The sequence below is a fragment of the Veillonella parvula genome, from assembly GCF_040094895.1.
In the GTDB taxonomy this organism is placed as follows: domain Bacteria; phylum Bacillota; class Negativicutes; order Veillonellales; family Veillonellaceae; genus Veillonella; species Veillonella parvula_L.
On record NZ_JBBNGV010000001.1, the window covers coordinates 448,273 to 463,478 of the forward strand.

The 15,206-nt window shown below is 38.0% G+C and carries 12 protein-coding genes; 11 read left to right on the forward strand and 1 reads right to left on the reverse strand.

The features are described 5' to 3' along the window. Position 1: 1 nt before the first annotated feature. From glyS to trmFO, 10 genes are all read left to right on the forward strand, one after another. Positions 2-2,053, forward strand: a complete 2,052-nt coding sequence (glyS, locus tag AAAT26_RS02045; RefSeq protein WP_077708450.1) for a glycine--tRNA ligase subunit beta — start codon at positions 2-4, stop codon at positions 2,051-2,053. A gap of 166 nt (positions 2,054-2,219) precedes the next feature. Next, positions 2,220-2,606 carry a MarR family winged helix-turn-helix transcriptional regulator gene (locus AAAT26_RS02050; RefSeq protein ID WP_077708654.1) on the forward strand — a complete coding sequence of 129 codons (387 nt, stop codon included), beginning with the start codon at positions 2,220-2,222 and terminating at the stop codon, positions 2,604-2,606. 142 nt (positions 2,607-2,748) lie between these two features. Beyond that, positions 2,749-3,090: a 50S ribosomal protein L19 gene (gene rplS, locus AAAT26_RS02055; protein ID WP_004695921.1), complete on the forward strand. Its 342-nt coding sequence runs from the start codon at positions 2,749-2,751 to the stop codon at positions 3,088-3,090. A gap of 184 nt (positions 3,091-3,274) precedes the next feature. After that, positions 3,275-4,180, forward strand: a complete 906-nt coding sequence (ylqF, locus tag AAAT26_RS02060) for a ribosome biogenesis GTPase YlqF (RefSeq protein ID WP_060919830.1) — start codon at positions 3,275-3,277, stop codon at positions 4,178-4,180. Continuing rightward, positions 4,173-4,970, forward strand: a complete 798-nt coding sequence (gene rnhB, locus AAAT26_RS02065) for a ribonuclease HII (protein WP_077708449.1) — start codon at positions 4,173-4,175, stop codon at positions 4,968-4,970. The genes ylqF and rnhB overlap by 8 nt, the downstream gene beginning before the upstream one ends. 320 nt (positions 4,971-5,290) lie before the next feature. Continuing rightward, a complete protein-coding gene (locus AAAT26_RS02070) occupies positions 5,291-5,689 on the forward strand; it encodes a YraN family protein (protein WP_004696986.1) in 399 nt (132 codons plus the stop codon). Between the two features lie 12 nt (positions 5,690-5,701). Beyond that, positions 5,702-7,408, forward strand: a complete 1,707-nt coding sequence (locus AAAT26_RS02075; protein ID WP_077708448.1) for a YifB family Mg chelatase-like AAA ATPase — start codon at positions 5,702-5,704, stop codon at positions 7,406-7,408. A 106-nt stretch (positions 7,409-7,514) separates the two neighbouring features. Further along, positions 7,515-8,741 (forward strand): DNA-processing protein DprA, encoded by a 1,227-nt coding sequence (gene dprA / locus AAAT26_RS02080; protein ID WP_077708447.1) that lies wholly within the window; start codon positions 7,515-7,517, stop codon positions 8,739-8,741. Continuing rightward, positions 8,731-11,103, forward strand: a complete 2,373-nt coding sequence (topA, locus tag AAAT26_RS02085; RefSeq protein ID WP_349208783.1) for a type I DNA topoisomerase — start codon at positions 8,731-8,733, stop codon at positions 11,101-11,103. Before dprA ends, topA begins: the two co-directional genes overlap by 11 nt. After that, entirely contained in the window at positions 11,096-12,412 is a 1,317-nt protein-coding gene (gene trmFO / locus AAAT26_RS02090; protein WP_349208784.1) for a methylenetetrahydrofolate--tRNA-(uracil(54)-C(5))-methyltransferase (FADH(2)-oxidizing) TrmFO, read from the forward strand. The genes topA and trmFO overlap by 8 nt, the downstream gene beginning before the upstream one ends. A gap of 101 nt (positions 12,413-12,513) precedes the next feature. On the opposite strand, the gene lgt is transcribed toward trmFO, so the two are convergent. Beyond that, on the reverse strand, positions 12,514-13,338 hold the full coding sequence (lgt, locus tag AAAT26_RS02095; RefSeq protein ID WP_024061640.1) for a prolipoprotein diacylglyceryl transferase: 825 nt from the start codon (positions 13,336-13,338) through the stop codon (positions 12,514-12,516). A gap of 156 nt (positions 13,339-13,494) precedes the next feature. On the opposite strand from lgt, the gene AAAT26_RS02100 reads away from it, so the two are divergent. Beyond that, complete coding sequence (locus AAAT26_RS02100) at positions 13,495-15,177, forward strand: glycosyl hydrolase family 18 protein (RefSeq protein ID WP_008601000.1); 1,683 nt, start codon at positions 13,495-13,497, stop codon at positions 15,175-15,177. Positions 15,178-15,206 lie beyond the last annotated feature (29 nt).

Here is a 15,206-nt window from a genome sequence, read left to right on the forward strand (position 1 = left end):
GATGGCAAAAGATTTATTATTTGAAATCGGTGCAGAAGAAATTCCTGCCGGCTTTATGCCAAATATCTTAGGTCAATTGAAACAATTGGCTGAAACAAAATTAAATGATGCCCATCTTTCTTTTGAAAGCATCGCAACATACGGCACACCACGTCGTTTGGCTCTTATCGTGAAAGGTCTTGCTGACACATCTGCTGAAATCAGTGAACGTCATAAAGGTCCTTCTGCGTCTATCGCATATGATGCTGACGGTAATGCCACAAAAGCAGCTATCGGCTTTGCTCGTGGTAAAGGTCTTGATGTAGCTGATCTCGTTGTAGAAGACGGCTATATTTACGCTGAAACCAAAACTGCAGGGGTTCCTGCAAAAGATATCGTCACAGATATGTTACCTCAATTGATTACAGGTCTTAACTTCCCTAAATCCATGCATTGGGGTAATTTAGATGCTAAGTTCGTACGTCCTGTACGTTGGCTTGTAGCTTTACTTGATGAAGAAGTAATTCCTGTAGAATTTGCTACTGTAAAATCTGGTAATGTAACACGTGGTCATCGTTTTTTAGGGGCTGATGAAATCACTATTAAAAATGCAGCATCCTATGTAGATACATTAAAAGAAAACTTTGTTATGGTTGATCAAGACGCACGTCGTGAATTGATCTCCAAACAATTACATGATATGGCAGCTTCTAAAAATGCATCCATCGTTTGGGATGATGATTTGTTAGAAGAAATCAACTATCTTGTTGAATGGCCTACAGCATTGTGTGGTGGCTTTGAAGAGTCTTACTTGACACTTCCAGATGCAGCCATCATCACACCAATGAAAGACCATCAACGTTATTTCCCATTAGTTGATCAAGACGGCAAATTGTTGCCAATGTTCTTAACCGTTCGCAATGGCTCCGATCATTCTATTGAAGTAGTTCAAGCTGGTAATGAACGTGTATTGCGCGCCCGTCTTGATGATGCTAAATTCTTCTTCAACGAAGACCGCAAGAAACCTCTTATCGACCGTCAAGATGGTTTGACTAAAATTGTATTCCAAGAAGGTCTTGGTAATTTAGCGGATAAAACTGAACGTTTACTTAAATTGGGCCGTGTATTTGGTGAAGAATGTGGCTTGCACGAAGATACAGCTGTTGTGTTAGAACGCGCTACAGAGCTCGCTAAAACCGACCTTACAACCGGTATGGTTACAGAATTCACTGAATTACAAGGTGTCATGGGTAAGGAATACGCTTTACTCGATGGTGAATCCCCTGAAGTGGCAGAAGCTATTTTTGAACAATACTTACCACGTTTTGCAGGTGATGTATTGCCTCAAACTGAGGCCGGTAAAGTATTGTCCATCATCGATAAAGTAGATAACATCGTCGCTACTTTCAGCCGTGGTTTAATCCCTACAGGCTCTCAAGATCCATATGCATTGCGTCGTCAAACAATTGGTATCTTGAATATCTTGCTTGGTAGCGAATGGAATATCAGCTTACGTCCAATCTTCAAAGCATCTATGGAATTACTTAATGTACTAGCTGAAAAACAAGACGAATTGCTTGACCAAGTAGAAGAGTTCTTCACACTTCGTTTGAAAAATATCTTCCTTGATCGCGAAGTTCCTCATCATGTAATTGACTTATTGTTATCTAACAACGAATTGTCTGTTGCTGATGCTGAAGGTCTTGTAAATGCATTGTTAGCTAACCGCATCGATGAAAACGTTGAACTTGTTCAAGCTTATACTCGTATGTACAATCTTGTAAAAGATGTGGAATATACTGGTGTTAATAGCGATTTATTGAAAGAAGATGCTGAAAAAGAATTGTTCGAAGCTGCTTCTAAAGCATCTGAAGCAAGTAGTGCTGCTTGGGAAGCTGGCGATTATGATGCAGTCGTGGCAGTTCCAGCTACTTTAGTTCCAGCCATTAACAAATTCTTTGAAGATGTAATGGTTATGGATAAAGATGAAGCTATTAAAGCTAACCGTTTACAACTCGTTCGTTTAGCATACAGTGTAATGGCTATTATTGGCGATATTAGCGCATTAAAATAACATATTCTAGTAAAAGTTAAAATTTTTATAATGATATACAGGAGAAGAGGTACCGTGCGTACCTCTTTTTTGCTTTTACGAAGAATATGCAAATTTTATGCAGGATTTTTAGAGACTATGACGAATACTTTATAATATACAAAGTTGTATGAGGAGATAGATGATTATGAATCATGATGAATTATATAAAGCCTTGTGTAAGGTGCCAAGCGGCAAAGAAAAGTCTCGTGATAGAATTATTATTGAATTATATATGCGTTCCCAAGGAGCATCACAGAAGCAGTTAGTAGATGCTCTAAATATGCGTCCCGCTACTGTGTCGGAGCAGACAGATATTCTCATTGAATTGGGATATGTTACAAAACATATTGATTATATGGATAAACGTATATCTGTAGTTACTTTAACAGATGAGGGGAAACGGTTAGGCAAAACTCTTTTACATACATTTAACGAATTTCTTAATGTAATGTTCTCTGATTTATCGGATGAAGAACAGGAGAATTTATACCGCTTATTAGGTAAGTTAAAACGACCAATTATACGTAAATAATACGTAATTATTTGGATTATTAAAATAATATAGAAAATACTTGCTAACAGTACGTGATTTATGATACTATATTGCTGTTAATTTGAGACAGTCCGCTGCCTATAAGGTGTAGGTATTGAATGTCTGCAAACAGGAGGAAACAATGAACATTATTAACGTACTTGAACAAGAACAACTTCGTACAGACATCCCTACTTTCCGCGCTGGTGACACAGTTCGCGTACACGTAAAAGTAGTGGAAGGTACTCGTGAACGTATCCAAGTGTTCGAAGGTTTGGTAATTAAACGTCAAAACGGTGGCGTACGTGAAACTTTTACAGTTCGTCGTATTGCATCCGGTGTAGGTGTAGAACGTACATTCCCACTTCACAGCCCACGTTTAGCTAAAATCGAAGTTATGCGCCGTGGTGTTGTTCGTCGTGCTAAATTGTACTACTTACGTAACCTTACTGGTAAAGCTGCTCGTATTCGCGAAAAACGCTAATGTTCATAAAAGGCTGCCGTTGGCAGCCTTTTATTTTTGCTAAAATTAGATATAAATAGTTCTATTTTATTATTCTATGAATTAAAGAATTATAATAGAGGAATATAGAGCTGTAAAAAGATAAATATAAAATATACTAAGTATCTCTATGAGATGTATATAAAGTATGTAGAAAGGATATAAAATGGCAGATTCACCTATCGTACATTGGTTCCCTGGGCATATGGCGAAAGCTACTCGTATGATTACAGAGTACATCAAGAAGGTAGATGTTGTTATCGAGTTATTAGATGCGCGTATTCCTCGCTCTAGTGCGAATCCTGTAATCCTTGAACTCGTTGGTCAAAAACCACATATTGTACTGTTAAATAAAGTTGACTTAGCTGATCCTAAAGCCACAAAGGAATGGACTGAATTTTTTACTAAACAAGGCATTACAGTATTGGCTATCGATTCTAAATCTGGCAAAGGCAATAAAAAATTACTATCTACCGTAGAACGTCTAAGTAAACCTATCATTGATCGTTGGGTAGCGAAAGGTATTCGCAGTCGTTCTGTTAGGACTATCATCTTAGGCATTCCTAATGTTGGTAAATCTACATTGATTAACTCTTTGGCTGGTTCTGCTGCAACGCGTACAGCTAATAAGGCAGGTCATACACGTGGTCAACAGTGGGTTAAAATCGGTAAAAATCTTGAATTGCTTGATACACCAGGTGTATTATGGCCAAAATTAGAGGACCAACGTGCAGCGGCTCGCCTCGCTATGACAGGTGCCATTTCCGATGATGTTTATGATTTAGAGCATGTTATAAAACAACTATTAAATTACTTATTGACGAACACGCCAAATATTTTGGTAGAGCGTTATAAATTAAAAGAAGAAGAGATGACCGATGTTGATACGATTCTTGAAAGCATTGGACGTCGTCGAGGTTGTCTTGTAAGCGGTGGCATTGTAGATTTTGACAAGGCTCGCCGTATTATCTTGCAAGACTATCGCAATACTAAGTTAGGTACAATTACTCTCGATCAAGTTGATGAAGAACCGTACTACCCTGCAGATGGTGAGGAGAGTCATAATGGATAAGGATGTATTTTCTAAGTTAAAAGTAGCAGATATTAAAGCTCTCTTTGAAACTGAACAAGCCTTAGAGATTTTGTCTTTTGCTCAAGAGGATACTCGTAGTTCTGTACAGAAATTGGCTGCTTCTTATATTAAGCGTCAAGAAAAAGAGTTAAAAGAACAGCAACGCCTCATGGGTATGTATGACTATGAAGGCATGTTCTATGATCAAGGTATTTATCATGTGGCTGGTGTCGATGAAGTGGGGCGTGGTCCTATTGCGGGGCCTGTTACGGTAGCTGCTGTTATCTTGCCACCTATGACATTAATTCCAGGCCTTAATGACTCTAAAAAACTAACAGAGGAAAAACGAGAAACACTCTATGATATCATCATGGACGAAGCCGTTGCTGTTAGCTGTATTTCTTACGGTCCAGAAAAGATTGATGAGCTAAATATCTATGAAGCAACGCGACAAGCGATGTATGAGGCTATTCGTACGCTTAGCGTACCAGCTGAAGCAGTAGTAGCCGATGCTATGAAATTGCCTGATTTGAGGATTCCCGTTGAATCCATCATTAAAGGTGATAGCAAAAGCGCTAATATTGCTGCTGCATCCATCATTGCAAAGGTTACGCGAGATCGATATATGAAGAGCCTTGATGATGAGTTCCCTGGCTATGGCTTTGGTATTCATAAAGGTTACTATACGGAATTACATAAAGAAGCTATCGAGCAACAAGGGGTAACACCGCTTCATCGTAAGAGCTTTGAGCCTATTAAATCTATTGTGCGTTGGGTTAAACCTGACTAAATTTTAGTTATTTATATATGGATAATAAATTTATTTTATGATTAGACTATTAAGTTAAGTCTTATAGTTGTATTAGTTGTATTAGTTGTATTAGTTATATTAGTTTTATTCGTATTATCATTATAAATTGCATATAGTTTATAACCGTAAAGAGGTTCTTATTGGTCACCTATGTGACTATTAGGAACCTCTTTTGTATTTACTTTTGTTACCTCCATAATTTACGCTACAAGTAAGTATTACCTGTTGAAAGATTAATATAGTATAGATATTAAATTCTATGAGTTGTTGTTGCAGATACACTTTATTAGGAGGTATATATGAAAACGATTAGTACTGGTAAAGCTTTTAATGAACTCGATTCAAAAGAACTGGGCAAATGGGGAGAACGAGTAGCTACCAATTATATTGAAAAAATGGGACTTACGGTAGTAGATACAAATTATCGAACCCGTTTAGGCGAAATAGACATCATTGCTAAACGTGATTTAGTCTATCATTTTATTGAAATCAAGGCACGTCGGGGTATGCAACATGGTTTGGCACGTGAGGCAGTCACCAAGAAAAAACAAAAGCATATTAAACGAGCTGCCATGTTGTTTCTATATGATTTAAATCAAAAAAAGCGCCGTTGGAAGGAAATATCCTTTGATGTAATAGAGGTGTATTTGCACGAAGACTTTCAAAGTTCTATTCATTATTTACCACAGTGCTTTTAGTGAGGTCAGTTTATGTACGCAAAATTAAATGGAGCCACCTTACACGGCATTGATGGATGTATCATTACTGTAGAGGTTGATATATCACAAGGTTTGCCGGTCTTTGATATCGTTGGACTACCTAATCAATCTGTTAAAGAGGCTCGTGAACGAGTGCGAGCGGCCATTAAAAATAGTGGATACGAATTTCCAATGAGACGCATCGTAGTCAATTTAGCCCCGGCTACAATTCGTAAAAGTAGCGCTGGGCTCGATTTAGCAATCGCTTTAGGGGTTCTGCTTGCATCAGGACAGATAAATGGGCGTAAAGCTAAAATTTCGGCTTTATTTGATAAGAGTTTGTTTATGGGAGAGTTAGCGTTAGATGGTTCGTTATTACCGACCTTTGGGACTCTAGCTATGTCGCTAGCAGGATTAGATGCTAATTATTCAAAAATTTATACAAGTATTGAAAATAGTAAAGTGCTACAGTCTATTCCTAATTTAACTATATATGGTGGATCATCACTACAAGAAATTATTACTATTTTAGAGGAACAAATTAAGCCAAAGGTAGTTGATAAAAATAAACAAATAAGTATCAAAAAAGGAAAAGTAGATAAACACAATGCCAATAAATCAATTCTAGGGCCTTTAGAGTCTATGCCATTAACCGGAAGCAATGAAAATCTAGATACAATCAGTAAACCACAAGTAACTATGATTAGTAATAATTGTGTTGATACGTCTGTTACGGATGAAAGTATAACTATAAAGACTAATCAACCATATACAGTTGATTTTGGCGATGTACAAGGTCAAGAGTTAGGCAAACGAGCCATGCTCATCAGTGCTGCAGGTCATCATCATTGTATTATGATAGGGCCTCCAGGTGGGGGTAAAACGATGATGGCCGAACGATTGCCGACCATATTGCCTCCTATGACTTGGAATGAAATTGTTGAAGTGAGTCGTATACAAGATGTAATAGGTTTACTAGGTGATAATGGGCTAGTGAAATCTAGACCTTTTAGACATCCTCATCATACGGCAACTTTGGCTAGTATGGTCGGTGGAGGGATACAGGGACGTCCTGGAGAGGTAACATTAGCTCATGGAGGCGTATTATTTATGGATGAAGCGCCTGAGTTTCAACGCCAAGTAATCGATGCATTACGACAGCCTTTAGAGTCTAGAACGATTACTATAAATCGGTCTCAAGGAAATTATATATATCCAGCTAATTTTATTTGTATTCTTGCGGCCAATCCTTGTCCTTGTGGGTATTACCATGATCCTTATAAGGAATGTGTCTGTACAGAAACGATGGTTAAAAACTATCAGCAACGGTTATCAGGGCCGATTATGGATCGTATTGATTTGCATATTCCCGTTGAGAGACCGACCCTTGAACAGCTGTTAGATACATCATCTTCAAATATGACGAGTGAAAGTATGAGACAACAAGTTATCATGGCCACTGCTATGCAACAGAAACGATATGAAGGTTTTGACTTTAATTCGAATGGAGCAGTTCCCCATAAGGCAATTAGTGAACTATGCAATATTACAGATAAGGCTTGGAGTGTTTTAGGCAATATATTTGACCATTTTCATTTAAGTGGGCGAGCTTTTGATCGCATATTAAAGGTGGCTCGTACAATTGCTGATTTAGAAGAAAATCCAAAAGTAGAACCACATCATATTTCTGAAGCAATGTTATTTAGAACTGGCAAATAAAGTAATTATCTCATAAATTTAGTAGTTGTTTATTTGCCAAAAGTAGTTGTTTGATTCTATATAAAATTAATGATTATATACTTAGAAAGAATTACTAGGTGTTTATATGATTAGATACGATGACAATATTTATATTGCAGGATTACAAAGCTTATACAATGTTGGAGCCACATATGTAAGGCGTTTTATAGAGGATTTTGGATCCCCTTATGATGCGTGGCAAGCTATTAAGAATGTAGAAAACTTAAAATCTTATACATATATTTCTGCATCTGATAAACGTGCCATTTCAGCATCGGCTAAAGATGAAAAATTAGAGTATATTATCCATAAAGTAGACGAATACCAGATGGATTTTACTACCTTTTTAGACAAAGACTTTCCGTCTATTTTAAATCATATATATAATCCGCCAGCCATTTTATTTATGAGAGGTAATCGGGCACTCTTAGATGGACGCTTAAATCGTATTGCTATTGTTGGAGCAAGGAGTTGCTCCTTATATGGTCGGAATGTGGCGAGAATGCTCGGCAAGGAATTAGGTAAATATAGTACCATTATTGTTAGTGGTGGGGCGCGTGGTATAGACTCACATGGTCATGAAGGCCTTCTGGCTAGTCAGGGGTATGGAATCATTGTTATGGGATGTGGTTTAGATATTACCTATCCTCGAGAAAATGCAAAATTATTTGATCGTATATTACAAAATAATGGGTTACTTCTCTCCGAATACCCGCCAGGTACACCGCCGTCCGCAAAACATTTCCCAGCACGGAATCGTATCATTAGTGGATTATGCAGAGGTGTTATCGTAGTGGAGGCCAAGTCTAGTAGTGGTTCTTTGATTACGGCAGATATGGCGGTTAGTGAAGGTCGAGATGTATTTGTGGTACCATGTAATCTATTAGACCATACAGCAGATGGAAATAAATTCTTAATGAAAAATGGTGCATATGTACTTACTGGTTATGAGGATATAGTTGAACAATACCATTTAACAATGCGGGAATATTTTTCTAGTGAACATAAACTTTTACCAACAAATAATAAAGGTAATAAAGGCGTAAAAGCTAGCGTTCAAATAGGGAATCATAGTCAAAGTGTTGATAGAAAAGGGTGCTCTATGTTAAGCTTTAATGTGGATAGGAGTGTAATATTGAATGAAATACCTCATGATCGATGTATTACGGTTAGTGATATTTTGAAAGCGACTCGTATTCCATTACAACAACTACAGCCCTTATTACTAACATTAGAAATGGAAGGGGCTATAGAGAATCATCCGCCGAGAGGCTATATTAATATGACTAGGAGTGATATACTTGTCCATTAAACGATCTATCGTTATTGGCGAGCCGAAAGCAGCTAGTACTAGTAATGACACAAAAAAGAAAAATACTAAGAAAGAAAGTACTACGATAAAGCGTAAGGTAGCTAAGGAAGCCCTTACTCCAATGGGGATTGTACGGGATAAATCTGTACTACAAACTTCAGTGCCACCGGAGCAACGGGAACCTCGCGTATATAATCCTGATGGCAAAGTATTAGTAATCGTAGAGTCTCCTGCTAAATCTAAAACAATTGAAAAATTCTTAGGTCCCAACTACGTTGTAAAAGCGAGTATGGGCCATTTACGAGATTTGCCTAAATCTCAAATGGGCATCGATATAGAGCATGATTTCACGCCGCGCTATAGTAATTTGGTAACACGTAAAAAGGTTATTGATGAACTAGTTTCTTATGCTGATGAAAGCAGTGCCGTATTGCTCGCAACTGACCCTGACCGTGAAGGGGAAGCTATTTCTTGGCATTTAGCGTACATTCTAAATGTAGATCCTAAGTCTACATGTCGTATTACGTTTAATGAAATCACTAAAAATGCCGTAGCAGAGGCTTTGGAGGCTCCACGTACCATCGATATGAATATGGTAGATGCTCAACAAGCGCGCCGTGTATTAGATCGTATCGTAGGTTATAAATTGAGTCCATTACTTTGGAAAAAAGTATGTAAGGGTCTCAGTGCTGGTCGTGTACAATCTGTAGCAGTTCGACTCATCTGTGAACGAGAGCGCGAAATCCAAGCCTTCGAACCACAAGAATATTGGACCATTAAAGGTAATTTTGAAACACCTAAAAAAGAATCTTTCACAGCGGAGTTGACACATATTAAAGGCGAGAAAATCGATATTACTACTGAAAGCGATGCACAAGCGGTGGTTGATGCTATTGGCGGTGAAGATGCAGTAGTGACAAATATAGAAAAGCGCAAACGTTCTCGTAAAGCGGCCCCCCCGTTTACAACATCCACCTTGCAACAAGACGGCGTGCGTAAATTGAACTTTGGTGCTAAGCGTACGATGATGATCGCCCAACATTTATATGAAGGTTTAGAAATTGGCTCCTATGGCCACGTAGGTTTGATTACGTACATGCGTACAGATTCTACGCGTATCTCTAAAGAGATGCAAGTTATGGCTAAGGACTTTATTCTTCGTAACTATGGGGAGGAATATTATCCATCTAAACCAAATGTGTACGGTTCTAAAGGTTCTGCACAAGATGCGCATGAGGCGATTCGTCCTACATCTCTCGAGTTAACACCTAAAATGGTGGAACCATTCTTGAGTCGTGATGAACTTAAGCTATATACGTTGATTTGGAATCGCTTTATGGCGAGCCAAATGGCGCCTCAACAAAATGAATCCACAACGATTGAGTTGAATGTTAAAGATGACTATACCTTTAAAGCAACTGGCTCTCGTGTTATCTTCCCAGGTTTCAGTGCTGTTTATGAAGATGTGAAAAAAGAGGATGCACCTCAATTGCCAGCTCTGAAAAAAAATGATGCTGCCCATACGGTAGAGGTATTGCCTGAACAACATTTTACACAACCACCTCCACGTTACTCCGAGGCGAGTCTCATCAAGACATTAGAAGAACTTGGCATTGGTCGCCCTAGTACATACGCACCAATTCTAGATACTATCGTAAGCCGTAACTATGTGGAAAATACGAATAAACAATTCGTGCCTACTGAGCTAGGCTTTGTAGTGGTAGACTTCTTGATTACATATTTTGAAAAAATCATCAATACTGGCTTTACCCGTGATCTAGAAGAAGAACTTGATGCTATCGCATCTGGTAAGGATACGTATGTAAAAGTATTATCTGATTTCTACGAGGTCTTTGCGCAAGAACTAGAAGATGCAAGTGATGTAGACCGTATTGAAATTGCATCTATGGAAAGCGATGAGATATGTGAACTTTGTCATAGTCCAATGGTATATAAATTTGGTCGCTATGGTAAGTTCTTAGCATGCTCTAATTTTCCAGAATGTAAAAACACAAAACCTATTACAGTGGGAACTGGGGTAATGTGTCCTAAATGTAAAGAAGGGGAAATCGTAGAACGGAAGTCCCGTCGCGGACGCATTTTCTATGGCTGTAATCGATACCCACAATGCGACTTTACATTATGGGATAAGCCAACCCATGATTTCTGTGAAACATGTGGTTCTATAATGGTTGAAAAGACATATAAAAATGGTACAGTTAAAAAGTTCTGTTCCAATGAAACTTGCCCGACTCGACCACCAAAGAAAACAAGAAAGAAAAAGAGCGAAGCTAGTGAAGAACCTGTAAAAGAATCTAAAAAGTCTAGTAAAGCTAGAAAAGAGGAAACTACAATTGAATAATAAAAATGTTATCGTTATTGGTGCAGGCCTTGCAGGCTCTGAAACGGCTTGGCAACTCGCTAACCGAGGTATTCATGTAGACTTATATGAAATGCGCCCTGTGAAAAGTTCTCCGGCGCACCAAACAGATCAATTTGCAGAGCTCGTATGTAGTAACTCGTTGCGCGCTGGTAATATTGAAAATGCAGTAGGTCTTTTGAAAGAAGAAATGCGTCGTTTAGGTTCCATCATTATGAAATGTGCCGATGCAACTGCTGTACCTGCCGGTGGTGCATTAGCCGTTGATCGTCATTTATTTAGTGAAATGGTGACGAAGAAGGTAAAGAGCCATCCTAATATTACAGTTCATCACGAAGAGATAACTGAGATTCCTACAGAGGGAACTGTTATCTTTGCTTCTGGTCCACTTACGTCTGAAGCATTAGGAGATAAGATTAAAGCCCTAACTGGTGAAACAGGCTTTTACTTCTACGATGCTGCTGCACCTATCGTAACGGCTGAATCTTTAAACTACGATAAAGTTTTTGCTGCTTCTCGTTATGACAAAGGCGATGCGGATTATCTTAACTGTCCTATGACAGAAGAGGAATATAAAGCGTTCTGGCATGAGCTTAAAACAGCTGAAGCCGTACAGCCAAAGGATTTTGAAAAAGAAATCTACTTTGAAGGCTGTATGCCCGTAGAAATCATGGCAAGCCGTGGTGAAGATACATTACGTTATGGACCATTAAAGCCTGTAGGCTTAGTGGATAAACGTACCAATGAGGAATCTTACGCAGTGGTACAATTGCGTAAGGAAAATAAGGAAGGCACCATGTTTAACTTGGTAGGCTTCCAAACTCATTTAAAATGGGGTGAACAAAAGCGTGTATTCGGTATGATTCCAGGACTCGAAAATGCAGAATTTGTTCGTTATGGTGTTATGCATCGCAATACATATATCAATTCTCCTGATTTGTTAAATCACGCATTCCAACTAAAAAAAGAACCACGTCTATTCTTTGCTGGTCAAATGACAGGTGTAGAAGGCTACTTGGAGTCTGCTGCTAGCGGTCTCATGGTAGGTCTACAAGTATATCGTTATTTAAAGGAACAACCGTTTATTGAATTCCCTAAGACGACGGCTATTGGCTCTCTTAGCCACTATATTTCTAACTACGAAGGATCTAACTTCCAACCAATGAATGTCAACTTTGGCATTATGGAGTCGTGGCCTCAAAAAGTACGTAAGAAAAAAGAAAAAAATGCACTGATTGCAAATCGTGCTTTAGAAGAACTGGAAGCTCTAAAAGCTAAAGAAAATTTATAAGAAATATCCTTTTAAGAAATAGTTTTATTTCAAAAAATAGTAAAAGTCCTACATTCAATGGTAAAACCAATGAATGCAGGACTTTTCTTTTTATATGTAATTTATTTACGTTTTTTAGTTTTTACTGTTGATTCTATATCAACAAGTACCTTTTGATTTTTCTTTTCTAGATAGCCTAGATAGATGAATACACAGATACCGACAATGATAGCTATTAAACTCGTCATTTGAGCAGATTTTAGACCTAACGTTACGTTTACGTAATCGCCACGTAAGAACTCTAAGAAAAAGCGAGCCGTAGAATAGAGAATGGCATATAGTACGAATACTTGACCCTTAGCATGCTTAAAAGATCCAAATAATAGAAGGGCCACAAAGATAAGAATATCGATTTGACCTTCCCATACTTCGGCAGGCCAAAGCGGTTGATTACCGTAGGTGCGGTATGCAAGGGTACTTTCAGGATAGATAATACCATAATTACCGCCCGTAGGATGACCAAAAGCATCACCGTTTAAGAGGTTTGCCATACGACCTACGGATTGAGCCAAAATCAATGCAGGGGCAAATAAATCGGCAAAAGCCCAAAAGTCAATCTTGTTTTTACGAAGATACCAATAGCCCGCAATTGTGCCTAGTACTACGCCACCTTGAATGGCCATGCCTCCTTGCCAAACAAAGGGAATTTCCAATAAATGATTACCGTAATAATCCCAATCAAAGAAAAAGACATCCCATAGGCGAGCACCGATGAGACCAGCTACGGCAACAGTAATGGAAAAGTCGATGATGTGTTCATGCCATCCGCGACCATCCTTTTTCAAAAGTACATAGGCAACAGAGGCACCACAGATGATAGCCAAAGCTAACATGGTACCATAGGCTCTAATAGGGAAGTCCCCTATGAAAAATAAATATTGATGCATACAAAACTCCTTATGTGATAATTTTTATTAGTACATAGATTAAATTATAAATTACATATATCCTTCGTGCAAGAAAAGAGATGAACTATATATAATATGGTATAATATAGAAATTGGTATTGTATCCCAGTATGGGACCTAGAATTAGGAGAGTACATGATTCGTAAATCTACTATTATAAAATCGTTAACGGCTTTAGTAATGTCCGCATTATCAAGTACATTCGTACATGCAGAAGTATTGGTTCCATTAGATCAATTTTTAGCTAATACTACACGTCATTACGAAGCAAATCAATATAAAACATCATATACCGTGTATGTTCCACAAAGTGAATTACAAGGTGATAAGGTTGTTTTAAATCCTACATCCGTAGGTGAACCTGTTAAATTGCCCATTACCAAAAAAGATGGTCTATCCTATGTAGATATTGAGTCTGAACCAGCTATGCTGGGTGTTAGTTATACAAAAAATAATGGTCAACTTATTTTAGGCCCTGCACCAGAAGCATCTACGGTGAAAGCGCCTTATACATTGCAAACACCATTGGCGTGGGCTTTTGATCCATGGACAGCGGAGGGCGCTCCATATCAGGCAAAACTCAATACGAGTGGTGATAATATCATTTCTCCAAGTTGGTTTAAATTACATAGCTTAGGTTTAGAAGCAAGTCCAAATATTAATATTGATTATGTGAAAGCGTATAAGAATAAAGGCTATCATATTTGGCCGTTGATTACTAATCGGTTTGACTCTAATTTTACAAGTGGTATTTTGGCGGACCAATCGGTATGGAAGAAATATGCTCATAATCTTGTTCAATATGCCTATATATATGGGTTTGATGGTTATAACTTTGACTTTGAAAACATCGATTATGCTGACCGCAATCGTTTAACAACATTTGTATCATATTTGTCTAATCATTTACATCAATATAATATTAAAACTTCTATCGATGTGACCGGGTATTCTGATAGTCCAGAATGGTCATTAGTGTATAACCGCAAAGCTTTGGCAGATACTGTCGACTATGTAGTTCTTATGGCATATGACGAAACTTGGGCTAAGAGTACTACTGCAGGTCCTGTTGCAAGTTATCCTTGGGTTCGTAGCCATACAGAAAGAATGCTCTCTGAAGTTCCTTCTCAAAAGCTAATATTAGGGGTACCATTCTATATGCGCTTATGGCATGATACAAATGGTTATGCTAAGGGTGAAACACTGGCTATGAAAAATACAGGGAATTACTTTGCTAATTACAGAGATAAAATGACTTGGGACGATCGATTAAAGTTATACTATTTATCTATTCCAACAGCTGCTGGTTCAGATCGTATTTGGTTTGAAGATAATACATCGTTAGGCTTAAAACTTGATCTGGTAAAAGAATTACACCTTGGTGGGTTTGCAGCATGGCGTAAAGGGTTTGAAGATATTTCTACGATTACTATGATTCAAGAAAAAGACTTAGGACGTGGTATTCCTAAATCTCCTACAGCAGTTGTTCCTGAACCTGTAGTTGAAGAAGCTAAACCATTAACTAAGCTTGAACAATACAAATTACGCTTAGAAGAAAAAGAAAAAGAAAAAGCAGCTAAAGCAGAAGCAAAACGGAAAGCTAAAGAAGAGAAAGAGGCTGCTAAACGCAAAGCAAAAGAAGAAGCTGAAAAAGTAAAAGCTGAGAAAAAACGCTTAGAAGAAGAGGCTAAAGCTAAAAAAGAGCATAATAAACAAACAGTTAAAGAGCAAAATGACTTATATACTGGTTATAGTTCGGATCAAAATACAAGCCCTAAAAATGATTTAACAAAAACTATTCAAGTCGTAAAACGCTAGTGTTTGACTGCTTTTACAGTACGTAGTAA